The following is a 25,366-nucleotide window of genomic DNA, read 5'->3' on the forward strand; positions in this document are numbered from 1 at the left end:
CTAGGATTTCACTCAAATTTATCGTTATTTTAACATTTCAAATAGAGGGTAACTCCCCAGGTTGTGGATAAGTTTGATTTTAATTCAATCAAATCGTCTCAACGTCATCCTGAACGGAGTGAAGGATCTCCCGAATCTGGCTCAGCTCTAAGCAGTTTGAGATCCTTCGCTACGCTCAGGATGACGTAGCTGACGAGTTACATAAAGGCATAGAGCATTGAGTTTTATCAATAGCTCAATATATAGTACAAAAGGAGCAATATTTTTCTAATTGACTAGAATTAATCATTCCTTTTATAATCGCTGAAAACGATAAAGGATGATTTGCCGTGAGCTTTGTTTATTTACAGGGTGATGAAGGAAAAAGGCTATATGATTTATCCACGGTTCCTCTTGGTGTGGTAGTGATTGAACCCAATGCTGCTACAACTTTGGTAATTCTCTCTCATATTCTTGAAGCTCTCAATATTGAGAGCCGATGGCTTGATTGCCCATTATTATGGGAGCTTGCTAATGAGCCCGTCTGTCTCCGAGGCAAACCAATCAATTATATCTATGATAAGAACGAGCTAGCCAGATATTTTAAAGGAGAGGTTAAATATGATCCCATGCACCAGGTGGAAGCGGCTACACTAGGAGGCTATTTTGAGCCAAGCGCTCAGGAAGTCCTCGATTTCGTAATCAAAAATTCAAAATGCACAGCGGATTTTTTTGTGTTTGACTATGCAAAATGTCCACCGGAAAATCCACCCAAACGGATTTCTAAACAAGATATGGAAGCGCTTAGAAGAAAAAGAGAGTATCTGACTAAATCTGAGCCCTCATTTTTTGATAAACTTTGTTGCGGCTTTTTTCAGGAAGAGAAAGAACCGGATCCTCATGATGACTGGTTACTAACGGAGTGTCCGCCTTCAGGACCTAATGTTTGAAAAAATAGCGAACATGCGCCAGCAAACTTTGTAACAGGCTATGCCTGTCCGTTCCTTCAACCGGAATTTGGGCATGCCGCAGATTTTCTATAGCCTTGACGCCTTTTACAACCACCGCGCTCATTTTTTCCATGAGCTCGGGTCTTTGCTTAAATAGCTTGGCGATATTGCCATGGGTGACTTCAATAATTATGCTTTCTTCATCTATAAAAAGAGAGCCTCGACAAGGCGCGCCGGTGAGCATTGATATTTCGCCAAAATAATCCCCTGTTTCATAGGCTTCAAAAAACACGGGTTTTTCTGTCTGGCTATTAATATAAAGAGAGGCTGAGCCGCTGTACACGAGAAAAAGGGAGTGGTTATGTTCCCCTTCAATAAGCAGGCGTTCTGGGGGGCCGTAAAGTCCATAGTGAGAATGCTGGGTGAGGAGTTGAATTTCCTCCTCTTGCAGAAAGTGAAATAAATCAATCTGTCGTAAAAATTGGCTAATCTCATCATGAGTGAGCACAGGTTTCTCCGGCATTTCATGACCGGTTAACAGGATATTTTCACGAAGACATCGATACCAGAGCGCGGAATAAATTTCATCTTTAATCAGGATTGGATTGACTTCCGAGGTCGAGTATTCAAGATGGTAGGTGCTTGCTTCCTGGCTACACTCGATGAGTGCCGCATGGGGCTTGGGTTCATTGCGCACTTTTGAGGACTGCAGAGCAGTTTCAACCAGAATATTTTTAAATCGGGACGGTGAGAGAGGCTGACTGATTGAGATGGTCAGCGATTGCTTGTTGATACCATGCGGTTGAGACAGGTTTTCAATGAATAACTGGGAGATCACCGAGTTTGGAATTGATAAAATATTCCCTTCAATATTAAGCAAATTAACAAAGCGCCAATTCACGTCAATGATTTTACCGGTAAGGGTTTGCATTTCGCCATAGACCACAATCCAGTCGCCTTCACTGAATTGCTTGGTCGTATTCAATCCGATACCGGCAAAGACATCGCTTAAAGTGGCTTGAGCGGAGTAGCCGAGAATAATCGCCATAACCCCTGATGCGGTAAAAATACCAAAAACAGATTTAGCAAACACAAAATGGACAATGGCCGCTACGGTGAGTATTAGAAAGAGTAGGGAAACCAGGTCTTTAAAAATTTTGGGAATTAATATGCCTGACTGCCTTAATAATCGTTTCCAGATGAAAATATGGATAATCTGATTGGCGATGAAAAAAAGAGAAAACCACCACAAACATTCCAATACGATTTTAATAAAATATTGAGTGTCCTTATGATTGACCCAACTGGTAATCGTACTTTCAAATGCAAACAGGACACTGAAAAAAATAAAAACACCGGAAGTAAATAAGAGTTTATGATGATTAATCTCTTTCACGAATTTTTTCAGAATAAAATTGTAAAAGCTCACCGCCAGAAGAAGACTGGAAATTAATAAAATCGTTGTAGACAACTCATGAAAGTTCATAAGTATCCTGTCATTCCCGCAGGGGAACTTCCATTAAGTGAAGGGGTTATGTATATTTAAACTGTCATCCCCGCAAGGCATTGTTGCATAAATAGAAACCCTTGTCTTTGCGAACGAAGTGAAGCAATCCAACTTGAACCTAGAACAAAGTTAGGAGCTGCTTCGCTGACGCTCGCAAAGACGGTTTTTGTGTTCCTATCTTCGTTTATGCAACATTTTGCTGATATGACAAAATTCCATAACTTAATGGCAGTTTCTCCAAGGTACGTGGCATAGCTCAATAGTGTTGTACTTCAAGTGTAGCCTAACAATTCTAATAATGAAATTGCAAAAGACCATTGATTAATTGATGATTCCACAGTTTAATGAATCAGTTTAGCTGTCTGGGAATTACTATGCGTCTTTTAAAGTTTGAAAGCCTGTATGATGGAAATGATTGGCTCGATAATCATTATGTTTACCTCGATAGCGAGGGAAAAATCCTGAAAACCTCGGCCATTGCTGATGAGTCAATGAAGGTGGAGGAAATAAAAGGTTGGGCTATCCCAGGTTTTGTCAACGCTCATTCCCATGCATTTCAATATTCAATGGCCGGAACTGCCGAATTCCTTTCCAAAGAGGCTCAAAGCGATGATTTTTGGACATGGCGCGAGGCGATGTATCGCAGTGCTTTGGAAATGACTCCTGATAAAATGGAAGAAGTTGCTTTTCGGCTCTATCAAGACTTAGTCCAACAAGGGTATACGGCGGTGGTGGAGTTTCATTATCTTCATCATGATAAGGATGGAAAGCCTTACGGAAATCTCGCGGAAATGGGAGAGCGTCTCGTCTCTGCCGCACAGCAGGCAGGCATCGCAATTACTCTGATTCCGGTTTTATACCAGCAATATGATTTAAAAAATCCTGCTAAGCCCGAGCAGAGACGGTTTATATCCAAAAGCCTGAATGATTACTGGAAGTTATACGAGGCTTCAAAAGCCGCTTGCAGCCATTATTCGAGAGCGAACATTGGAGTAGGCATTCATTCCATTCGCGCTGTTTCTCCTGAGCAAATTATTGAGCTCAGTCAATCCATCGACCAATCTGTTCCTGTTCATATGCACATCGCCGAGCAGACGGGGGAGGTTGAGCAATGTATGCAAGTGCTGGGATTACGACCTGTTGAATGGTTATTAAATTCGGTTGCAGTAAATCAACATTATAATCTGGTGCATGCTACTCATCTTGTACCGCATGAAGTAGAACAGCTCGCTTTAAGCGGAGCGAATGTCGTCCTCTGTCCTTCAACGGAAGGCAATTTGGGAGATGGTTACTTCCCTTTAATTCCCTATCTTGAGCATCAGGGCCGTTTCTCAATTGGCACAGACAGCCATATTGGCCTTTCCCCTTTTGAAGAGTTGCGCTGGCTTGATTATGGACAACGTTTACTAGCCAGAAAACGAAATTTGATTTGCCTGGGTAAAGCAGGTAATAGCGGCAATATATTATTCAACCAGGTGCTTAAAGGAGGTCAACTTGCAAAAGGAGCATGGGGATATGATTTTCTAAGTAAGGGTTCATTTCTGGATTGTCTGGTTATTAATAATAAGCACCCGCGGCTTGAATCAACCAGCCGACAGAATCGTCTATCCACTCTGATTTATTGCTGCGATCAGACCTCGATTCGTGGTGTGGTTATGAATGGAAAATTGAAACTTAAAAACTGATTATTTTATTTGCAAATTAGTCTGGATTTGATAAGGTAATGTTTTTGTACATACAGGGGCTACCAATGTTGAAACGATTGCTTGTTATTTCTTCGCTGTCAATTCCCTTAGGTGTTAGCGCTGCCGAAGTGAAAAACTTACATCACGCCCCTTTATCCAATCTGGGCCAGTTTAAACTGGAAAAGCAGTTTAAAAATAAACGGGCAGTCAATGCCGCTTCACCTTCGATAGATGAGCTTAAAATAATCAGTGAATCTATTGAAAAAAAGAATACCGTAAGCCGGTATCAGCAATACTATAAGGGTTTGCCGGTTATTGGCGGCCAAGCCATCGTTATCGGCAGCAATTCCTCTTCAGTGCGTATGGGGCAGGCACAGGTAAATGGCCAGCTTATTGAGGATATCGAGCTGGATGTACAACCCTCAATCAGTAGAAGCAATGCGCTTGAACTGGCTAAGAAAGAATATCTTGGTACCAATCCAGGTGCTGAAATTCAGCAGGAAAAAATTGAGCTGCAGATTCGGATTAGCGATAATAATGAACCGCAACTTGTTTACTTAACCCGTTTTAATACTCTGAATGCAGAGAAGCAGCCTGCTCAACCAGTCTATCTAATTGATGCTCATCGCGGCAATATCATCAGCCAATGGAATAATCTTAAGAATTACACCGATACCGGCGCGGGAGGGAATAGCAAAGTTCAGGAATATTGGTATGGCAAAGACGGATTGCCTGGCCTGGAAGTGGCGCAACAGGGTGAGCGCTGCATTATGGATGATAGTGTGGTGCGTCTGGTTGATCTGAATTCAAAATGGGACTGGGATAATAGAAATCTGCGTCCGTTTCAATATCTTTGCGGCGATAATCAGGAAGAGTGGACTAATGGTGCTTATGGGGCTCGTAATGATGCGTACTACTTTGGGCATATTATTGTAGATATGTATAAGAATTGGTACAGTCTGCCCGCCTTGCAGCAGGCGGATGGCAGACCGATGTCCTTAATTATGCGGGTTCATTTTGGCAAAAGTTATGATAACGCCTTCTGGGATGGAGAAACCATGTCATTTGGTGACGGCGATGAGTTTTATCCTTTAGTTTCCCTGGACATTGCAGGTCATGAAGTGACCCACGGCTTTACGGAACAGCATGCAGGGCTTGAATATCATGATGAATCAGGTGCTTTGAATGAATCGATGTCAGACATGGCGGGACAGGCTTCTCGTGCTTATCTCCTCGAAACTTATCCGCAATTATATAGCAGAGTATATGCAAATAACGGCGAGATAACCTGGGGAATTGGAGAAACAGTGGTGCGTGATTCTTACGGCAAGGCTTTAAGATTTATGGATAATCCTTCTGAGGATGGAAGTTCCGCGGATTGTCTGGATCGGTCGGTTGCCATGCAAAATGGGGCCAGTTGCCGTATTAGCTATTCCGAATTACTTGCATCGGTTCAAAAACAATTTCCTAATCCAATGGAAAGGCAAAGCTATCTTGTTCATACCGCCAGCGGTATTTTTAACAAGGCTTTTTTCCTGTTATCACAGAAAATGCCAATCAGAGATGCCTATCATTTGATGATTCAGGCGAATAGCCATTACTGGACAGCCAATACGGATTTTATACAAGCAGCCTGTGGTGTAATTTATGCTGCAAATGATCTTGGAAAAGATACGAATCTGGTTAGAGCGGTTATGGGGCAAGTGGGAATTAATACCAGTGTTTGTGGAGTGTAAGATTCCGTAGGTCGGGCGCTTTCGCCCGACATTTCATTTTTTACCAAAATCAAGCGAATAAGATGGTTTCGAAGAAATGTCGGGCGAAAGCGCCCGACCTACGCTAGCTATTCACCTGCCTGGCGGCACTCGTTTTTCGCATTTTCATTACAAAGCTGTACGCAATCCTTATCACCGGCACTGTCACACTTGTTAATGCAATTTTGAAGAATTTTTTGTACGCAAAGGCTCTGATCGGCATCCTGATCCTGAATCTGCACTTCCGGGATCCCATCTGCGGCATAGGTAACTGCTGCAAATAAAAAACCTGCTAGTAAACCGAGCTTTCTCATTAAGGCCTCCTTGCTTGCTTTGAAACTAGTTTAATTACCGGAATTATCATTAGTATTTTCATTAAAGCTGGCGTTTTCATTGGCGTTGTTGATGCCATTCCCGTTGTTACCGTTGTTACCGTTGTTACCGTTGTTACCGTTGTTACCGTTGTTACCGTTGTTACCGTTGTTGCCGTTATTCCCGTTGTTACCGTTGTTACCGTTGTTGCCGTTATTCCCGTTATTACCGTTATTACCGTTATTCCCAGGATCCTGATTATAATTTGAGTTTTCGCTGTTGCCGGCCCCTCCACTATTTCCTGGACCAACGCCGCTATTATCTCCACTGCCAGAACCGCCTGAACCTTGAGCCACATTGCCTCCACGACAAATAGGAGGGCGGTATTTATCGAGAAGAGTGCCTCCTCTGCAATCCCAGGTAATTTCGCCTGCGGACTGTACAGTGGGGGTCAGTATAATTGTGCCATTGCCAGCTAAAGCGGTATAGGCAATAGTAATCAGACCATTGGCAATGTTAATGGAAGAAACAGAAGGAGTGGCCGCCGGAGGCGAGTAACCTGCCGCGTTATTGTCAGCCGGGAGCACACCATTTTTAACCTGAGTAGTATCCGATACTGCCTGTTTTGCGGCACTGGCTAAATTCAAACCTTCAGTGACGCGCGATCTTATCGTGTAATCCTGATAGGCAGGAACTGCAATGGTGGCAAGAATTCCTATGACCACCACAACAATTAATAGTTCAATGAGGGTAAATCCTGATGTTTTCATAAAACGGAGTGGCCTAAAAAAAAATCCTATCACTTAGTATAGCTTTAAAATAAGGCTTCTGGAATATTATTACATTTGCTAATAAAAAGCTTCCTCAGTATGATAACAGGTAGTTAATAGCATGGAATGCTGTAAGGGGTGTATGTAATGGAATTGTCGGCTCTGCAACTTGATCATTTTCTCACAAACGGCTATTTGGTGATTGAAAAGTTTTTTACTCCTTCAATTTGTGAAACGCTCATCGATAGAGTTAATTTTATAATTAATGAATATCAGCAGGAAATTCCAGTGACCGTATTCACGGCTGAAACCCAGGATCATGCCAAAACAGAGTATTTTTTAAATTCGGGGGATAAAATCCGTTTATTCTTTGAATCGGAGGCTTTTGACGAGCAGGGGAACATGACCAAGCCACTGGAAAAATCCTTAAACAAAATTGGGCACGCCCTGCATGTGCTTGATCCGATATTCCGGTTGTATTCAAGAAGCGAGCGTCTTAAAACCATTTGCAATCAATTAGGATTTGAGAAGCCCAGTTTGCTGCAATCAATGTATCTGTTTAAACAACCCGGTATAGGCGGCGAAGTGGGCTGCCATCAGGATTCTACTTTTTTACATAGCCAGAAAGATGCTCTGGGGTTCTGGTTTGCTCTGGAGGATGCTACGCTTGAAAATGGCTGTCTGCAGGTTATGCCAAGTCCTGCAACGATTCCCTTATCAAGAAAAATGATTAGAAAGGGAGATGCCATCGAGTTTGAAGATTATTATCCCTTAATCTGGCAGGACAAATACAGTGTGCCTCTGGAAGTAAAGAAAGGCAGCCTGGTAGTAATTCATGGTCGTTTACCGCATAAAAGTGATGCCAATCACTCGAGCAAATCCCGCCATGCCTATACCTTGCATGCAATCGATGCCTCCTGCCCTTATCCCGACAGTAACTGGCTGCGTATGCCTAAGGAATTACCTCTTTGGTAGGCAATAAATCTAAAATAACCGCAATCTCCATAGAAACCCTGATATTGGTCGCCGTATGGAAGCAGCCTTTTATTTTTCAAGGATGCTTCAGGCTCACCGAGGATGCGAGCGGGGAGAGCATTCTTTATTTATTCCGTTGCCAATATTCCAGTCCTCTGGTTCAGGATACGCTTGACAGTGAGTTTTCCTCTTATGACTATCAATTCACTCACCTTTATAATGAGACTTCATTTATCAATCTGGAAAATGATTTTGCGGGATTTGATGAGGCAATTTATATTTTGAAGTATGCCTTACATCAAAGCTTATGGACAATGCTGACCCGCTCCCGGCATCGAAGCTTGTCTGTGGATGATATGGCAATGAAAGCACTTTATAAAAAAATCGAACCCATTCTGCATCAGGCTAAACATTGGGAGCAGCTGGAGGATGACATTGGTTTTGCGGCTTCAATCTCTTTTAGCCCGCAGGAACCAATGGGAAAAAGGGCGTTGGATGTTTTATTGAATGGATTAAACCGCCTGGACAAGCTGTCAAGGCATTAACCTGACGAGTTCATTTTTTATTTGAACTCTCTCCAAATTAAAACTGCTTTCCAAACGTAACACCAAACACAAATTTGCTGCCGCCTTTCTCACTTACATCAAAATCCACATTCGGCGTCATTTCCATGTCGGGCTTGATATGAAAAATATGACCAAGAGTAACCCGGCCCAGCATCCGGTTGGGTTCTTCTTTTTCATATTTGATTCCAGGTCCCACTCCCATTGTGAAGTATTCAAAAAAATTATAGGTCGCTAATGCAAAAAACTCGGTTTCACTATTGTGCTCTTTATTGATCGGGGTATTCTCAGCGATCACACTAAATCCGAAAGGAAAGGAAACTACGCGATGATATTCCAGACCGTAGGTGAAATGATCGTTATGTTCAACATAATGACCGCCTACAAATACACCCAGAAGGTTGTGGCGTTCCTCGCGGGCATGCGTAGAGTTTTGGCGTTCATTTGCTGCAAACAAGGCGCTTGCTGCCAGTAGTAACGCAATTAAAACCGATAAATTGGATAAACTAGCTTTCAAAATGACTTGGTCCCTGCATTAAGTATGCTTTAGGATAACAATAACCTGCTTATTTTAACAGCCTGCTTTTATCGGTGAATCACTACCCCCACATGAGGAGGATGCGGCTCTGCAAATGTTTGTTTATCCAGCAGCATTTGCGTTTTTAATTTGCCTTGTTCCCAGCGTGACTTAATGGATGAGGCACTGAAGTCAGCATCTTTGGTTGAGGATTCCCAAGGCTTTTGTTCATACTGGATTTGTACAATGTCCATGCTTGTAATGCATCCCAGTGATACTAATTTCAGATTTTCGGGATCCTGCTGTTTCTCAGGGGGTAACTGACTGTACAGAGCACGAATAGCCCGACGCATGTTGTGCATGGCCTCATAGTTTTTTCGGTGCTCTTCATAACGGCTGCTATAAATAATTTCAAGATTTCTTTTGCGGACCTCGTCCAGGGTTCCCGGCAGAGCGCCCTCAGGACTCCAGAGATCAACCATAAAGCAAAGCGAATTAACGCGGGGAAAATCGTCCAGGACAATTGATAATGGTGTGTTGGAGTAAATACCGCCATCCCAATAATATTCATTATCAATAAGGACAGGCGGAAATGCAGGAGGAAGGGCGCCGCTAGCCATCACATGCTCAGGGCCAATTTTCTCAAATCGGGAATCAAAATACCGAATTTGCCCGGTATGCAGGTTGGTTGCCCCAAGACTTAGCCGTATTTCCTGGCTATTCAAATAGTCAAAATCAATTAATTCGTTTAAAAAATCGCGTAATGGACTCGTATCATAAAAGCTGTTGAAGCTTCCTTGCATCCAGCTGAGAAAGCTATTCATCTGCGGCTTAAAAAAAACCGGGATCCCGGAGAGAATCAGCATTTGAAACTGGATTTGCATGAAGAAGCGTCGAAGCCCTTCGGACATATCATCGCTGAATTGAAAGATATCCGGTTGAGTGACCGTCTGCCAGAATTGCTGCAATTTTTTTAAGCGGTTTTCAGGGCGGTTTCCGGCGATGATACTGGCATTGATAGCTCCAATAGAGGTTCCGCCTATCCAATTGGGAATATAATTGTTTTTTTCAAGGGTTTCATACACGCCAGCCTGAAAAGCACCCAGCGCACCGCCTCCCTGCAAAACAAGGACAATTCGTCGATTCACCACATTATCAAAACTTGAAAGGCTGCAACTACTTCCGGTTTCCATAGCGATCCTTAATGTTATAATCCCAGCCAGCGGATAAATTGGTTGCTCGGCTTAAGATTCACTGTTTTATTATCAAAATGAACCGTATAGCTTTTGGCCAGAGCGTCAGTGCGCGAAGGATCTGAATTAACCTCCACACTTTTTATTTTGCCCAAAGGAACCACATGCATTTCGGTTTCATAATAGCCCCTGACCATCTTGATAACCGGTATCACAAACGACACTTCTTCCAAATTAGTATTGACATTCAGAACGTTATCATTACTTGAAATGAGGCTGTTGAATTCCGCATTGCTTAAGGCGATATACTCCATGTGATTGATTTGTCGTCGCAGCATTCTTTCCAGAGGCGCTTTGGTTTTAAAAATACGAACATAACTGTCGGCATCAATGACCGCAATAGGCTCCTCCTCCTGGCGAGAACTGTTCTTATTCTTGTCAACAAAGAGAATGGCTTCCCGCTCTTCTTCAGCAGGTTTTATCTCAAGTTCAGATTTAACCTGCTTTGCCAGGTTAAACCGGCTGCAGTTGAGAAACTTGGAACGAACAAACCAGCTGTCACTGGGATAGTAAATGACAAACAGGGATTTATTCTTGATTGTATTAATGATGGGAACGGTTTTATCCATTGGCAAAGCCGGACAGCCCCAACTTCGGCCCGGGCGGCCATACTTTTTGATAAAATCTTCTGCCATATACCAGCCACCGTGCATAACCACTGCGCGATTGGATGCATTGTCATTGAATCCGCGATCAAGGCCATCCAGTCTTAAGGATAATCCTTCGCGGCCATAGTAAGCCTGATCTGTCGTGTAAACGCCGATACTGCTTGCCTTGCTATTGTATTTATTGGAAAAATAATTGGTATTCAGGCTGCCGGAAGTAATCCCATGCGAAACGTAGGTATGAAATAATAATCGCTGCTGAGATAAGTCAAAAACCCAGAAACGCTTCTCGCTTGAAGGCAGTGAGTAATCGATGACAGTCAGTATATTCCTATTGTATGGCAGTTTAAATTCACGTGTGCAGCGTAAGGTGGTCAGGACTTTACTCACCACTTCCGGCCGTAAATCCGGAGCCTGCTCTTTGAGCATTTTTTGAATTTCCCCAAGGCTTGGTGGGGGAGGGAAATCCATTTCAGGATTAATTAAAGAAATAATATCTTCAAAGACAGTTTGCTCAATTTGATTTTGTGAGTGGAGAACGGGCGATGGGAGAGAAAAACTGGAAGACGTTACTGCTAACATGAGTAAGATTAGGGTTCTCATGATAGTATTTCCTTAATTGTATTTGTTTTTTTATTTTCCTCTTTTAAGCATAGAACACATCAGTCAGTTTGACCAAAAAATTAAATGTCTGTTCATTGTGATGATATTTTCGGGTCATAAGTTACTTAGGTAACACGGTGATTGTAATATCATGCAAGCGCCAGTTACGGTCTTCAATTTTGTCGCGCAGACTTTGAATTTTTTCAACAGCAACCGTTTTTGTTCTGGGAATAATAAAAATATCGCCAAAGAATAAATGGCCAACTACACGAAATCGCATCTCAAAGGATTTAACCCAGTCTTCGTTTTTAATTATGGCCCGCACCTCGGAAAGAAGGGGATCCGTTTTGTTTTTTTCAATGGTTTCAGGCACCTCATCCATGAGATCCAATATGGAGTTCTTCAGGTTACTATAGCCATCATTAATGATGCTAAAAGATATCAGAATGGCTATGCCTGCGTCAGCCCACCAGAATCCCATTCTAATCCCAATGATACCAATAATGCTTGCAAAGCCGCTCATCCAACTGGCTTTGTTCATTTTGGAATCGGCAAATAATATTTTGTCATACAACTTGAGCGACAGGGGGATTTTAAGGTGGCCGAGAATAGTAGATGGCAGGCTTGACCATAGCAGGGCAATAATCATGATATAGCCCAGCCAAATGGAATAACCTGAAAAGGATACATCCGGAATGTTGGGATGCTCGTTCTTGAGCAACACCAGGCTTCCATCAATCAGTAAATATACACCCAGGAAAAACAGAGCAAGTGAACTGGCAAAGTAAGACATGCCCGTTATTTTATGGTAACCATAGGGAAATTTTTTGTTGGCTTTCCATTGAATAATCCGGCTTGCTACCAGAAATGAAGCGGGGGGAATAATACCCAAAGTATCTTCCAGCCAGATAGTTTTCATTGTTTGGGAATTGGACATTACGATAAAGGAAAAAAATGTGGTGCTTATCATATATAGCAATGAAATCCACTCATATTTAATCGCTTTGTTATATAAAGGAACTAAGGAGTCAGGAAATTCCAAATCTTTTGTGATATGCAGCATTATTGCCCATCCCTATTACGCTAAAAGTTAAAGCAAGCTTTTGTCAATTTACAATATACCGTTCGGGTTTGAGTTGCAATAATTCAAAAAATATCCTATCTGTTAAAGATATGGGCGAACTTTGTTGCTCTTCTTTATTCCCATATCAGTTTTTTCAAAAATCGCCACTTCTACTGGGTTCAGTCGATAAGGAAATTGAAATGAAAGCAATCTGCTGGCATGGTAAAAAGGATGTACGTATTGAAAATGTCCCTGATCCGGATATTATTAATGATCAGGACGCAATTATTCGTGTGACTGCAACCGCAATCTGCGGCTCCGACCTTCATTTGTATAATGGATTAATGCCTGCTATGGAATCGGGTGATGTGATAGGTCATGAGTTTATGGGGGAAGTTGTCGAATTAGGTTCAGCAAATAAAAAGCTGAAAGTTGGCGACAAGGTTGTCGTTCCATTCACCATTTCCTGCGGAAAGTGTCAATTTTGCAAGAAAAAATTATTTGCCTGCTGCGAGCTTTCCAATCCCAATGCAGAAATGGCCAAAAATCAGATGGGCCAATCGCCTTCTGGCATGTTTGGATATTCTCACCTATTGGGTGGCTTTTCAGGCGGGCAGGCAGAGTTCGTGAGGGTGCCCTTTGCGACTGTAGGCCCTATCAAAGTGCCTGATAACATTGCCGATGACAAACTTCTGTTTTTATCGGACATATTTCCCACGGGTTACATGGCGGCTGAAAATTGCGATATACAGGCCGGCGACACAGTCGCTGTATGGGGCTGCGGTCCTGTGGGGCAATTTGCTATTCAAAGCGCCTGGATGCTTGGTGCTGCGCGTGTAATTGCTATCGACTGTGTTCCCGAGCGCCTGACTCTGGCTGAAAATCTTGGCAGAGCGGAAACCATCAATTTTCAGGAAGAAGACGTCTATGATGCGCTGATGGTAATGACCCGAGGGCATGGCCCGGAGCGCTGTATCGATGCGGTAGGTTGCGAGGCTCATGTGGGTCCAAGTTTTGATTCCATTATGGATCGAGTGAAGCAGATGACTTATCTCGCTACTGACAGAGCTCATGTTTTGAGGGAGGCAATAAAATGCTGTGGAAAAGCAGGCACGATTTCCATGCCAGGAGTTTATCTTGATACCCTGGATAATATTCCTTTTGGAGCGGCAATGAACAAGGGCCTGACTTTCAGAATGGGACAAACCCACGTACAACGTTATCTACCCGTTCTGCTAAAGAAAATACTGGAGGGAGAGATTGATCCTTCTAAAATCATAACGCATCGAATCAAGCTAAAAGACGGCCCTGATGCCTATAAAAATTTTGCCGAGAAAGAAGATGGCTGTATTAAAGTGGTTATGACCCCTTAGGAGACGCCAATGGATATTTATGACTATTTAAAAATGGATCACGAGAAGGTGAATCATTTATTTAAATTATTTGAAAAAACGACATTGATGATGCGGCAGCATGAAATTGTCACATTAATTGCTCAGGAATTATTAGTTCATGCTCATTCTGAACAGGAAACCTTTTACAAGTTTCTGGCACAACATCCTTCTACCAGAGAGCTGGCTGAACATGGGAAAAAAGAACATGTGGAAATTGAAGAACAAATCAATATTGTGAACCATTCCTGGGGTAGCGAGCAATGGGTTCAGGCTGTATTGAAACTAAAAGAAATCGTAGAGCATCATGTGAAGGAAGAGGAAGGAGAAATTTTTAAAAAAGCTAAAAAAGTAATCTCTGATAAAGAGGCAATAATTATTAAAGAGAAAATGCACTACCTTAAGGGAAAATTTTTACTCTGGCTGGAGACTCAGGCAAAAAAGAATGATTTGTCGGATACCAAACTGGATAAGTCGCTTAGATTTTCCAATAAACTTCACGAAGCCGATCGCGGAAGAACAACCCGGCCACATTAGTTAATTGGAGAGACTTCATCAAACTGTGTCATGCTATGTCATGCCATGTCATTGGGAGATCTCTCACTGCATTCGAGATGACGGCGTGCCTCGAATTGGAGGAATATCAGGTATTGGCTAAAATAAGAATATGCTGCCCACTGACACAAGAGCTTATTATGAAAACTCTGTTGTTATTGCTGCTCTGTCCAGGCCTGGTATTCGCCTCCGGCAAAACCCTTACTTGCTCTATGCAGGGTTTGACAGAAAACATCACATTAACAGTGGCTGACAAACCCAATTCAATGCCGCTCATTGATTTCCCTTATGAGGTCGAAGCGACAATATTCAGCATGCGGCAAGGTAATCTGCTTTTGGTGGCAGTAGACAGCGAAGACAAGTCGCGGTCTCGCTTGTTTATTTCAGCTCAATGGAATAAACAATCTGATTCCTATCATGGGCAGTTTTTTGCTGATTTCGGCGGTAATCAATTACAGTTTGAAAATGGCAGAATAGTGTGTAAATAATCAGCTTTCGATTTGCATACATACTGTACTCAGATATGATGAGTTATCATTTATTGCAGCAGGTATGCATTGGCAGGGAGCTTTAATGGGCAATCAATCAGTTTATCAAAAAACAAGGAATGATCTGAGGCAGTGGAACGAACAGCTGAAAGCGAAAATTCTAAGCGAAAATTCCTGTTTAATGCATTCCTATTCTATTTTATTTGCAAAAGATAAGGCGTTCATTGAACAATTAAAACAATTTGCCAATCAAGTGGCTTTTGATCTGGAGCCTTGCGTTTCGGAAAATAATCTGGATGAGAACTTACCCAAATTAAGCCATTTTAACGCGATTGGTGAAGGCTATGAGCAAGTAATCCACCATCCATCCTATATTAAAGCAGGTAATATTATTTATGGTTCCGGTTTAATGCGCTTTTTGCGCCATCCTGGTGAAATGAAAAAGACTCTGGCGCTCTTTCTTCTTTCATCTCACGCCGGAGAAGCCGGACATAATTGCCCCATTGCCTGTTCAGCAGGAATAATCCGGATTTTGAATATAAAACCATTAAAAAATAATGAGTTTTTTATGAATAAATTGCTTGCTCCCTCGTTTGATGACAACTATACCGGTGCTCAGTTTTTAACAGAAATTCAAGGCGGCTCCGACGTGGGAGCCAATGCAAGCCTGGCTTTTCAGGACGAGCAAAAAAACTGGCGAATTGCTGGAGAGAAATGGTTTTGCTCCAACGCTAATGCCGATCTTATTCTGTTGACTGCGCGAATTGATGCTCAGGAAACTGGCACCCGTGGTTTGGGTTTGTTTCTATTACCCAGACAGCTTAAGGATGGGAAAGACAATCACTTCAGAATCCGGCGGCTGAAGCAAAAAATTGGTACACGTTCCATGGCTACAGGCGAAATAGATTTTGATGGTTCTCTTGCATTTCTGATTGGAGATGTTGGCGAAGGAATTCATCTGGTTATGGAAAATGTCTTACATCTTTCGAGAATATTTAATGCCTTTTCAGTTTTGGGAATGACGCGTCGTGCCTATCAGATTGCCTATCATTATGCTTGCAACCGAGATGCCTTTGGAAAAAAAATTATTCAATATCCTTTGGTAAAAGAGCATTTGGCTAAAATCAAGGCTGAGCTCGTTGCTATGCTGGCCAGCGCGTTCTATATGGTCGAGTTACAGGATGAGTTTGACCTGAATACCGGGAAAGAAGAAGATAAAAAACAGCAGTATTTATTGCGTACCCTGGCTAATCTGAATAAATATTTCACGGCAAAACATGCTGTAAATAATATTCATCATTGCATCGATATTCTTGCGGGTAATGGAACTATTGAAAGTTTCTCCTCACTTCCACGCCTGCTTCGCGATTGCATCGTTTGCGAAAACTGGGAGGGCACTCATTTCACACTTTGGATGCAAACGCTTCGAGATATTTTGCGTTTTAAGGTGGATGAAATTTTCCTTGAGCATTTGCTAGGTCTATTAAAAAGAATAAAAAAAATTGAGTATAAAGAGTTATTTAGTAGACAAATCCTGACTCTCGAAACGCATTTTACTTTTCTTAAATCAATTTCGAGCGAACAGCAGACACTGCATATTCGCGAAGTCATTGAAAAGATGTCTTCAGTGCTGGCTGCAATGACTTTGACACTGGAAGTACAGCATGAAAAATCGCCCATTTCTAAAAAAGCATGCCTTGATTTATTTATCCATTTATACCTCGAAGAAAAGGGTAATGGCGAGCAGTATATGAAATTATTAGAGATTGTTATCAGTCACGAGTCTACTTGATTTCAACTAACGAATAGCTTTTATTTCAATATCTTGCTTTCAAATACAGCATGGAGAATTTTAATAATTTTCATTAAAATTGCGTGTTGAAAAAAAACACATCTTGCCAAAAAATTATTAGCATGATAATTTAAAAAAGGATTAAAACTCATTCAATAAATCATTTTTTTTTACAAGTAAAATTGATTTTAGTTTAGGGAAAATAGCATGATATTCCGTGACATTATTAAACTTGTTGTGCCACAAAATGAGAGAAAAGCAAAGAAGGAAGATACTGCTGTTTTAAAAACCTTAGCGACTGCTTTTTTTAAAGATCAAACTCTTTTAACAGACACTGCGTATTATTTGTATGAAAAAGGGAATTATCAAAACTATTTATCTGAAAAAGAAGATAGCAATAAAAGTGACAAGGACGACAAAGCAAGGGATGAGGAAAGCAAGCGTAGACTTCTTAATGGTTTGCTCGCTTATCCTGTGTTTAGTTTAGCTATCTACAATAGCTTACTTGCTCCAGACGATGACCCAAATATCAAGCTTCAGGTGGCAGCTGAAAAAGATATGAAAGAGGTCAAAGTAGAGCTCAACCGTATTAATTTACTGGAAAAGTTTCTTGCAATTGAAAACTTCAGATCCAGCCTTCAGACCCTGAACGAAGACTCCGATAGTATACTGCATTTGATAGTACGCAAAGATCGTCCCCATTCAAAAATATTGGCTATCTTGCTAAGTCATTTGTCTGACATCGTGAATTTACCCAACTCAAAGGGGAATACCCCCTATCTGGATTCAGTGAATTATAAAAAGCATTGGGCAATTTCCTGTTTCAATTTAAGTACTGCAAATATCAGCAAGGATGTAAAAAATCTGCAAGGTGAAGATGCAAGAGCATTGGCTGGTTACGATGAAAGTGTGCAGCAGTTAATCTCACGAATTCAGCTGGAACCGATTGGATTACTCCCAGTGAATAAAAAATTTGGGGCAGGGATTTTCTATGATACCTATCCTGCTTTTTTCTTATCAGGCCGTAATCAACTATCAGCATCCCCTTCAACATCAAGTAATTCAATTACAGGTTCTTCGTCATACTCGTTTTCATCGTCCTCCTCATCACTTTTATCCTCGCCGTTGAATTCTAATAGAAGTCATGAACAAGATAACGAACTACCCTCGGCCCGTAGTGATATGAGTGTCGAATCGTCTCCTGATGTCGTTCCTGAAGAGCCTGAACAAATAAAAGAAGAATTGTTTGCTTGGCTAGGAAAAAATTCTGTAACGGTTTACCAGGAGTTTAAGCGTCTGCTTCAAACCGATAAGCCTGCGATTAATAAAAGTTTACAGGCCTTGTTTGCTCATGCTGATTTGAAAGACAAAAAAACGCTACTGACTGATCTTTTTGCTTTGTTTGAGCAAGGGCAGTTTGCAGTTGAATATTTCAATGAACTGCGACAGCATGCACAAAAAAAATATGATGATCTGCAAAGTTTCAATAATGACTCCATGTCGAAGATGATGTTTCAATTGGTAGCACAACTTAAAGCGAATGATCCGATAAGAAGACTAACTCCTATCGCAATACATCTAATGGCAAAACAACTGTCGGGAACCAAGGAAGAAATCGCAAGAGAGATCCATCTTAGAGAAGCTTTATTTATTCTGACAAGTAAAGGCAATAGAAGTAAAAATTGGCAGACTGAGTTCGATGTTATTTTGTTTCGTGTGACAGGATTGCAGGCTCTCTATTCACAACGAGAAATTTTAGCTGCATTCAATTCGTTATATAGCAAATTCGATAGCCGACAGATTATGGCAGCTAATCTCATTTTATTTCAGTTGATGATTTATAACCCCAGTGATTTTTTTAAACAGGAGCAGTTGGTTAAAGAGGCAGAAATCTTTATAAACCGAGGTTTTGAAAAAGATGTTAAGCAAAGTTTTGAGCGCAAACGAATACGAAGTATTTTAAGTAAGCTGATTGTTGCTAATCATAAATTTTATACAGATCCACTCATTGAGCATTTTGATTCATTAAATCAGTGGGCTTCACAACAGGAATCAGACAATTCCTTTGAACAACTGGTTTCAGATGGAATCCAACAGAAAGACCATTTGCTCCGAAAATCAAAGGTGTACTCAACAACGGAGAGGGATTCAGAATCTAAACTTGAGGAGACAACTCGGCTTATTGCTCAAGAGATGAGAGTATCAATGGTCTCATTCTATAGGCAGGTTTCTCTGGAAGGTCTCTATAATTATGAGCCTCCGAAAGAAGAGTCTTTCAAAAAAGCTAAACCGCTTCATCCAGACTCGATTAATGTGTCCAGAACTATCAATCAGTTCAATATTTTGAATCAGTTTTTTTTAAAAAAAATATTCGACAATCCTGAAAAACTGTTATCCTCTCTGGAGTTATTGTTATCTATCGGGCAGCATCTATGTCCCTTGGGAGATGAGCGTTATCCTGATTTAAATCATCTGATGGTAATTCGAGGTGTTCTTTCAAGTCTACCTGTCTCCAGATTAACCAGGCATTTCCAGGCATTGAGTGCTACTGGCGTTAACCTGATGAAGGAATTGAACAATATCACCGACAGTGCAAAAGGTTTTGCAAAGATGACCAGCATAGCGAATGAGTATAAAACCACACTGTTTTTTTTGGGTAGAATCACTTCTCAAATAACCTTTGCCAAAGAAGTACCCAGAGAGAGCTCCAAAGGCTGTGATCTCTATTTCATGTCAGAATTTCCGAAAAGCCTCGCACAATACAGAAACAGTTATATTTTTGTGAAAGAAAAAGGTATTCAGGAACTGTATTATGTTAAACCTGATGAGTATGAAAGCGAATATGAAACAACAAGAATAGATGATTTTAATTTATTTGAAGAAAATATAAACGCTATCAGGAATAATAAGGAAGTTAAAATACATCTGAGTGAAGAGCAGGTAAAGGCAATTATAACTTTAAACGGAGGCCATACTCCAATAAAAGATAATGGCTATAAACTGCTGGAGCATTGCGAGGCAAATGGCAAGGTATTATTACCCATTCTCAAATTGAAAGCGTTAATTCGTTTTTATTCACAAATGAGCAGCACAGATTTAAGACAAGCCATCCTTGAAAAACCGCTGGTAGTAGTAGATGATGATGAGTTCTATGCCTTATCTAAAAAACTGCAACCTGGTTCTTCAGGCACAGAATCCGATATAACTATCGAAACAAGTGTTGAACTGTCAGCTTTTCTGGATCGTCTGGATGAATATTTAAAGTTGAGCCATATTCCGGTTATCCAGTGGAGTGGTAAACGGATTGACGTGTCTGAGACTGGCAATTTCCTCATCAACTGGTTTCAGGAAAAGATCAGAAGTATGGAAAAGGAACTTGCGCAAAAGCAGGATAATATTACGAATTTTGTCGAGGATAGCAAAGCTTTATATTCACATCTCACTAGAACGCTTGAAAAGCTTCGACAGGTTTCCCGCCTGTACTACAGGACTTCTCCTGTGGCTACTCTTAATTTTCTGGACAAGCGTTACAATCCAATAGAGCAGAATAATAAAATCAAAAAACTTTTGAATGGTTTTATTACTAAAACCAGAAATTATTCGGAGGCGAGTTCAACAACATCCACGGTATCTTCAGCCATGAATTCTGTTGGAACAGAAGCCTCTTCGAATACCGATAGTCCCAGAGAAAACACAGGTAGTGAAACTCAACGCTCTAAGCGCAGTAGCGGCTTTTTCCGAATGCGCTTGAAAAAGGAAGGTTTTGTCCTACCACCGGCAGAAGATAGCGATACCTTCGTTTTTGAGCAAAGCTAGTTATACACTTGGAAAAAGTTTAAAGCAGTGCTTGCTTTAAAAGCGCGGCGCATCAGGATATTAATCCTGATGCAAAAACTCTCTTAATTTTTTGCCAATATCCGGGCTTCGCATCAGACTTTCGCCAATTAGAAAATGATGGATTCCAGCCGCTTGCATTTTGAGGATGTCGTCATGAGTATTTATACCGCTTTCAGTAATAATCAATTTATCCGCAGGTATATAATTGGAAAGTTCGATTGTCGTTTGAATATCGGTTTTAAAATTATGAAGGCTTCGATTATTGATACCCATTAATGGGGTGGGTAATTTAATAGCGCGCTGCAGTTCATCCATTGTATGACTTTCTACCAGTACTGCCATATTCAGGGCCTGCGCTTGCTGGCAGTAATCAAGCAATTGAGCGTCATCCAGTATTGCAACAATTAACAGAATACAATCTGCACCTAAAGCACGGCTTTCATCGACCTGATAACTGTCAATGATAAAATCCTTGCGTAAAGCAGGGCATGTAGAATGAGCTTTGGCTATTTGCAGATTTTCGGCTTTTCCCATGAAAAAGTGTTCATCAGTCAGAACCGACAGACAACTGGCGCCATTTTTTTCATAAATGCCAGCGATTTCGGCCACATTATAATCTTCACGAATCACCCCTTTGCTGGGAGAAGCTTTTTTAATTTCCGCGATAATTGAAGGCTTTCTGGATTGTAATGCGGCCACAAAATCTCTACTGGGTGGAGATTTCTGTTCTCTTAATTGTGCAAGAGGGCGCAGACGTTTCGCCTGTTCCACCTCTTCACGTTTATATTCTGCAATTTTATCTAATACACTTGACATATTTTATTCCTGTAGAGGCTTTGCTCGGTGACGCAGTTTTAGGGTTTTCCCAAATGTTGTGAAAATGACTGCAATTCGCTCAATCGCTGATGCGCCGCACCACTGTCAATCGCATTTACTGCCGCATAAATTCCTTCCTCAAAACTGCTGCTCTGATCACTGCAGTACAAGGCAGCGGCACTATTTAACAGTACAATATCACGGGCCGGGCTGACTTCCCCCTGCAGCACACTTTGCATATGCTTAAAGCTTTGCTCAGGTGAGTCTGCAATAATCTCGTCGATACTTCCATGCGCACAATGGTAATCCTGAGGATTAATGGTCCATTCTTTATATTCGCCCTTATGATATTCAAGCACATCAGTGGGTGCTGCAATACTGATTTCATCCAGTCCATCTCTTGAGCAAACCACCAGTGTGTGTTCACTTCCCAGATTGACCAACACATCCAGCAACGGTTTTTGCCATCGTTTATCAAATACACCAACGACCTGTTTTCTTGGCCGCGCCGGATTGACCAGAGGACCAATAAGGTTAAAAAAAGTTCGGATCCCAAGTTCCTGACGCACTTTTCTTGCTTTCTGAATTGCTTTGTGGAAATGCGGGGCATATAAAAAACAGAGTTTGTATTGTTGCATGCAGCGTTGTAAATCGGCATCGTCAATTTCAAGCCGGATGCCAGCCTGCATTAGCAAGTCGGTACTGCCGCTGCGACTGGATACTGAACGATTCCCATGCTTGGCAACGCGAGCACCCGCAGCTGATGTCACGATGCTGCTGACTGTCGATACATTGAAGGTGTTTTTTCCATCGCCTCCGGTGCCAACTATATCTACAAGATCATCCCCGAGGTCGACTGTATGCGCCATCTCTATCATCACTTGTGCCGCCGCGGTCAATTCCTCGACTGTTTCACCTTTTATTCTCATTAATGCGAGAAAGGCAGCCAGCTGACTATCGGATATTTCGCCAGTCATACAGCCACGCATAATATCCATCATTTCAAAGGTGCTTAAATGTTCTTTTTTTAATAAATGCTCAAGGTAGGCTGCAATGTTCATAGTTTAAAAAATTTCTCAGCAAATGAAGACCGTGTTCAGTTAAAATCGACTCAGGGTGAAACTGTAATCCGTATAAAGGATAGTGCCGATGTGAAATTGCCATAATATCATTATTTGCCCATGCGTCTATTGAAAAGCATTGGGGCAGGCTTGAGGTTTCCACCAGAAGCGAATGATAGCGTGTCGCATTAAAAGGATTAGGAATATCTTTAAACAAATGAAGTTTATGGTGCAGTATCGAAGAAGTTTTCCCATGCATAATCTGAGGAGCGCCGATGATTCTGCCGCCAAACGCCTGAGCCAGACATTGATGACCAAGGCAAACGCCTAATATGGGTAGTTTCTGATGAAAGTATTGAATGGCTTCCATTGAAATTCCGGCGTCTTCAGGCCGGTTAGGGCCTGGTGAAATAACCAGATATTCCGGCTTAAGTTTTTCGATGTCGGAGATAGTGACTTGATCACTTAAAACAACTTCAACGTTCTGTCCTAATATTTGAAAATACTGAACCAGGTTGTATGTAAATGAATCATGATTGTCTATTAACACTAACATGGCTTACAGTGAAAACTCCTCACCCAAATAGACCGCTCTGACCTGCTGATTGGCTAAAATTGAATCCGGCGATCCTTCGCAAAGAATCTTGCCCTGACTTACTATATAGGCTCTCTCGCAGATATCCAGTGTTTCTCTAACATTATGATCAGTAATCAATATCCCAATATTTTTATCGCATAAATGCGAGATGATCCGTTTGATGTCCAGTACGGAAATCGGATCGACACCTGCAAAGGGCTCATCTAAAAGTATAAAAGTAGGCTCAATGGCCAGAGCCCTGGCTATTTCAACTCGTCGTCTCTCCCCTCCGGACAGGCTCATGCCAAGACTTTTACGTAAATGTTCAATATGAAATTCCTCCATTAACTGAAGTAATTTCTTTTGCTGCTCCATTTTGCTTAAATCTGTTCTTAGCTGCAGAATGGAAAGAATATTATCGGCAACGGTCATTTTACGAAAAACGGAGGCTTCCTGGGGCAGGTAACCGATACCCAATCGGGCGCGCTGATGCATGGGGGCGCGAGTAACATCCTGGCCGTCCAGTATAATCTGACCTTCGTCACAGGCTTGTAAGCCCACAATCATATAAAAACAGGTTGTCTTTCCCGCGCCGTTAGGGCCCAGCAATCCAACGCATTCACCGCTGCGGATGTTAATACTGACATCATTAACGACTGTTCGGGTTTTGAAGCTTTTTTTAAGATGTTGTGCCGATAACTCGGTCATGCTTTTTTCTTCTCTGGATGAATGATAATAGTGGTTCTTTCCTTGCCAGCGGGTTCAGATATAACATGTTGTTTCAAGGTATCATAACTGATTTTTGGGGCCGAAAAAGAGTTGTCCCCCTGAACGACACGGGCATTGCCAATTAATTCAATCAAATGCCGCTCGGGATAGTAACGGATAGTATTGGCATAAGCATGTAGCAGCGGTTTGTCCTGGGCTGTTTGTGTCCAGTAGTGCGCCTGATCTTTGGCACTACCCATAGCGATTGCCACCACCAGTTTATTCTGCTGGTTCCCTTCAGTGACCGCTTTGGTGGCACGCAGATGCGTGGTGCCCTGATCAAGCTCCACAGCACCTCTGTATTCTCCGCGATGCGTTTTCTCATTCAAATCGGCCTGATCTGCGGAAAGTTGTAATAATTGTTCACGGTCATCAGGCATTGCCTCGGCAAATGGCAAATTGAAAAAAAACAGTCCCAATGTGAAAGATAACAGTTTAAGATTTTTCATGTCGTGGCTCATAAGTTGCGCGAACCCGGCTAAGTTGAACTCTCTTGTCAGCCAGATAAGCATTCATTCCCTGTGATTTCACAATACTTCCCGGTTGAACAAAATTCACAAGCGCCTGAGTCGTCGCGAATTTGGTTTTTGGATAGTAGGTGAGCTCGCTTGTGGTTATTGTCGTTTCTTCATTATGCTGGCTTTTGTCCTGATGAATCACCACCTCGTCTGTGAAATTAATTTGCTGTCCGCCATTAATAGATTTCGCTTTTGCTGAGCGAATTTCCCAGCCAGGCTGATCATTCTGTTTGATAATGATATGGGGCGCAGTCAGATAATGGGTATTATTTTCAGGAATATGCCTCAGCCTTGGTGTTTCCAGAAGATTCACTAACAGCCCCTCTTTACTAAACTGACGCACAACCAGTCCAGACACCACTGCGTCAGGCATAATGGAGAGAACCTGCTTGTCTAGTTTGATAGTTGGGGACGATGAGCTTGCGAAATACCAGCCTGAACAAGCTAATGCAAACAAGGTGATGAACAACCAGGCTGCATGTTTGGCTGCATTCATGACTGAAAATACCTTTCAAGAGCCGCATCGAATTTGTTCTGTGCCTCAAGTATCAGATCACAGACTTCACGTACCGCGCCTCTTCCTCCTGATTGCTTCGTCTGCCAGCAAGCGAATTCCTTAACCTGTGGAACCGCATTGGCAACGGCGATTCCCAGGCCAACCTGCCGAATAATGGGTAAGTCGGGCAGGTCATCGCCAACATAGGCAATTTCCTCAAGAGAGTAACCCAGTGTTTCACATAGTGTTGTAAACGCCTGGCGTTTATCAACCTGTCCTTTAAAATAATGGGTGATACCCAACTGCTCCATGCGGTGATCAATCACTTTATTTCTTGATGTTGTAATCACTGCTACATCAATGCCCGCTGCCATCAATAGCTTGAGTCCCATCCCATCCTGTACATTAAAAGCTTTAAGCTCATTACCATGATTATCGAGAAACAGGAGGCCATCAGTCAGGACACCATCGACATCAGAAACCAGACAACGGATTTTTTTAGCTTTTTCCACCAGATTATTCATTTAAGAC

Annotated in this window: 23 protein-coding genes and 1 pseudogene; 10 read left to right on the forward strand and 14 right to left on the reverse strand. The window is 41.8% G+C overall.

Annotated elements, in window-relative coordinates:
* Nucleotides 1-329: 329 nt before the first annotated feature.
* On the forward strand, nt 330-929 hold the full coding sequence (locus tag LXA66_RS06950; RefSeq protein ID WP_233012547.1) for a hypothetical protein: 600 nt from the start codon (nt 330-332) through the stop codon (nt 927-929).
* On the opposite strand, the gene LXA66_RS06955 is transcribed toward LXA66_RS06950, so the two are convergent.
* Nucleotides 919-2,415 (reverse strand): mechanosensitive ion channel domain-containing protein, encoded by a 1,497-nt coding sequence (locus LXA66_RS06955; RefSeq protein WP_233012548.1) that lies wholly within the window; start codon nt 2,413-2,415, stop codon nt 919-921. The genes LXA66_RS06950 and LXA66_RS06955 overlap by 11 nt on opposite strands.
* 395 nt (nt 2,416-2,810) lie before the next feature.
* On the opposite strand from LXA66_RS06955, the gene hutF reads away from it, so the two are divergent.
* Together hutF and LXA66_RS06965 are read left to right on the forward strand one after the other, a co-directional pair.
* Complete coding sequence (hutF, locus tag LXA66_RS06960; RefSeq protein ID WP_233012549.1) at nt 2,811-4,121, forward strand: formimidoylglutamate deiminase; 1,311 nt, start codon at nt 2,811-2,813, stop codon at nt 4,119-4,121.
* A gap of 65 nt (nt 4,122-4,186) precedes the next feature.
* The gene (locus LXA66_RS06965) at nt 4,187-5,857 is read left to right on the forward strand and encodes a M4 family metallopeptidase (protein WP_233012550.1); all 1,671 of its coding nucleotides are present in this window, start codon (nt 4,187-4,189) and stop codon (nt 5,855-5,857) included.
* A gap of 107 nt (nt 5,858-5,964) precedes the next feature.
* Here LXA66_RS06965 and LXA66_RS06970 read toward each other — a convergent pair whose 3' ends face one another.
* Entirely contained in the window at nt 5,965-6,189 is a 225-nt protein-coding gene (locus LXA66_RS06970; protein ID WP_233012551.1) for a hypothetical protein, read from the reverse strand.
* Between the two features lie 363 nt (nt 6,190-6,552).
* Nucleotides 6,553-6,957 (reverse strand): annotated as a pseudogene (locus tag LXA66_RS15910) (pilin); the annotation flags it as partial.
* A gap of 147 nt (nt 6,958-7,104) precedes the next feature.
* Here LXA66_RS15910 and LXA66_RS06980 point away from each other — a divergent pair.
* Nucleotides 7,105-7,932: a phytanoyl-CoA dioxygenase family protein gene (locus LXA66_RS06980; protein ID WP_233012552.1), complete on the forward strand. Its 828-nt coding sequence runs from the start codon at nt 7,105-7,107 to the stop codon at nt 7,930-7,932.
* Nucleotides 7,926-8,477: a hypothetical protein gene (locus LXA66_RS06985; protein WP_233012553.1), complete on the forward strand. Its 552-nt coding sequence runs from the start codon at nt 7,926-7,928 to the stop codon at nt 8,475-8,477. Before LXA66_RS06980 ends, LXA66_RS06985 begins: the two co-directional genes overlap by 7 nt.
* Nucleotides 8,478-8,514: 37 nt before the next feature.
* Here the strand turns inward: LXA66_RS06985 and LXA66_RS06990 are convergent, their stop codons facing one another.
* The 4 genes from LXA66_RS06990 to LXA66_RS07005 all read right to left on the reverse strand — a co-directional run bounded on the left by LXA66_RS06990 (nt 8,515) and on the right by LXA66_RS07005 (nt 12,536).
* Nucleotides 8,515-9,012, reverse strand: a complete 498-nt coding sequence (locus LXA66_RS06990; protein WP_233012554.1) for a hypothetical protein — start codon at nt 9,010-9,012, stop codon at nt 8,515-8,517.
* A gap of 68 nt (nt 9,013-9,080) precedes the next feature.
* A complete protein-coding gene (locus tag LXA66_RS06995) occupies nt 9,081-10,205 on the reverse strand; it encodes a patatin-like phospholipase family protein (protein ID WP_233012555.1) in 1,125 nt (374 codons plus the stop codon).
* 14 nt (nt 10,206-10,219) lie between these two features.
* A complete protein-coding gene (locus tag LXA66_RS07000) occupies nt 10,220-11,473 on the reverse strand; it encodes a murein L,D-transpeptidase catalytic domain family protein (RefSeq protein WP_233012556.1) in 1,254 nt (417 codons plus the stop codon).
* A 121-nt stretch (nt 11,474-11,594) separates the two neighbouring features.
* Nucleotides 11,595-12,536, reverse strand: coding sequence for a cation transporter (locus LXA66_RS07005; protein ID WP_233012557.1), 942 nt, complete (start codon nt 12,534-12,536; stop codon nt 11,595-11,597).
* 200 nt (nt 12,537-12,736) lie between these two features.
* Between LXA66_RS07005 and LXA66_RS07010 the strand changes: the two genes are divergently transcribed.
* The 5 genes from LXA66_RS07010 (at nt 12,737) to LXA66_RS07030 (ending at nt 20,578) form a co-directional block, all read left to right on the forward strand.
* Nucleotides 12,737-13,909 (forward strand): zinc-dependent alcohol dehydrogenase, encoded by a 1,173-nt coding sequence (locus LXA66_RS07010; protein ID WP_233012558.1) that lies wholly within the window; start codon nt 12,737-12,739, stop codon nt 13,907-13,909.
* 9 nt (nt 13,910-13,918) lie between these two features.
* On the forward strand, nt 13,919-14,464 hold the full coding sequence (locus LXA66_RS07015; protein ID WP_233012559.1) for a hemerythrin domain-containing protein: 546 nt from the start codon (nt 13,919-13,921) through the stop codon (nt 14,462-14,464).
* Nucleotides 14,465-14,622: 158 nt separating this feature from the next.
* Nucleotides 14,623-14,970 carry a hypothetical protein gene (locus tag LXA66_RS07020; protein WP_233012560.1) on the forward strand — a complete coding sequence of 116 codons (348 nt, stop codon included), beginning with the start codon at nt 14,623-14,625 and terminating at the stop codon, nt 14,968-14,970.
* Between the two features lie 85 nt (nt 14,971-15,055).
* Complete coding sequence (locus tag LXA66_RS07025) at nt 15,056-16,762, forward strand: acyl-CoA dehydrogenase family protein (RefSeq protein WP_233012561.1); 1,707 nt, start codon at nt 15,056-15,058, stop codon at nt 16,760-16,762.
* A 207-nt stretch (nt 16,763-16,969) separates the two neighbouring features.
* Nucleotides 16,970-20,578: a RasGEF domain-containing protein gene (locus LXA66_RS07030; protein ID WP_233012562.1), complete on the forward strand. Its 3,609-nt coding sequence runs from the start codon at nt 16,970-16,972 to the stop codon at nt 20,576-20,578.
* A 60-nt stretch (nt 20,579-20,638) separates the two neighbouring features.
* Here the strand turns inward: LXA66_RS07030 and trpC are convergent, their stop codons facing one another.
* Genes trpC through kdsC form a run of 7 tightly spaced genes read right to left on the reverse strand, consistent with a single transcriptional unit; the run spans nt 20,639 to nt 25,359 of the window.
* Entirely contained in the window at nt 20,639-21,415 is a 777-nt protein-coding gene (gene trpC, locus LXA66_RS07035; RefSeq protein WP_233012563.1) for an indole-3-glycerol phosphate synthase TrpC, read from the reverse strand.
* 38 nt (nt 21,416-21,453) lie between these two features.
* Nucleotides 21,454-22,476 (reverse strand): anthranilate phosphoribosyltransferase, encoded by a 1,023-nt coding sequence (gene trpD, locus LXA66_RS07040; RefSeq protein WP_233012564.1) that lies wholly within the window; start codon nt 22,474-22,476, stop codon nt 21,454-21,456.
* Nucleotides 22,454-23,032, reverse strand: coding sequence for an aminodeoxychorismate/anthranilate synthase component II (locus tag LXA66_RS07045; RefSeq protein WP_233012565.1), 579 nt, complete (start codon nt 23,030-23,032; stop codon nt 22,454-22,456). The genes trpD and LXA66_RS07045 overlap by 23 nt, the downstream gene beginning before the upstream one ends.
* Before the next feature lie 3 nt (nt 23,033-23,035).
* Entirely contained in the window at nt 23,036-23,761 is a 726-nt protein-coding gene (gene lptB, locus LXA66_RS07050; protein WP_112218043.1) for an LPS export ABC transporter ATP-binding protein, read from the reverse strand.
* Complete coding sequence (gene lptA, locus LXA66_RS07055) at nt 23,758-24,270, reverse strand: lipopolysaccharide transport periplasmic protein LptA (RefSeq protein ID WP_370637201.1); 513 nt, start codon at nt 24,268-24,270, stop codon at nt 23,758-23,760. The genes lptB and lptA overlap by 4 nt, the downstream gene beginning before the upstream one ends.
* Complete coding sequence (lptC, locus tag LXA66_RS07060; RefSeq protein ID WP_233012566.1) at nt 24,257-24,835, reverse strand: LPS export ABC transporter periplasmic protein LptC; 579 nt, start codon at nt 24,833-24,835, stop codon at nt 24,257-24,259. Before lptC ends, lptA begins: the two co-directional genes overlap by 14 nt.
* Complete coding sequence (kdsC, locus tag LXA66_RS07065; RefSeq protein ID WP_233012567.1) at nt 24,832-25,359, reverse strand: 3-deoxy-manno-octulosonate-8-phosphatase KdsC; 528 nt, start codon at nt 25,357-25,359, stop codon at nt 24,832-24,834. The genes lptC and kdsC overlap by 4 nt, the downstream gene beginning before the upstream one ends.
* Between the last annotated feature and the right edge of the window lie 7 nt (nt 25,360-25,366).

Origin of the sequence: Legionella sp. 16cNR16C (assembly GCF_021297775.1) — a bacterium.
Lineage (GTDB): Bacteria > Pseudomonadota > Gammaproteobacteria > Legionellales > Legionellaceae > Legionella_C > Legionella_C quinlivanii_A.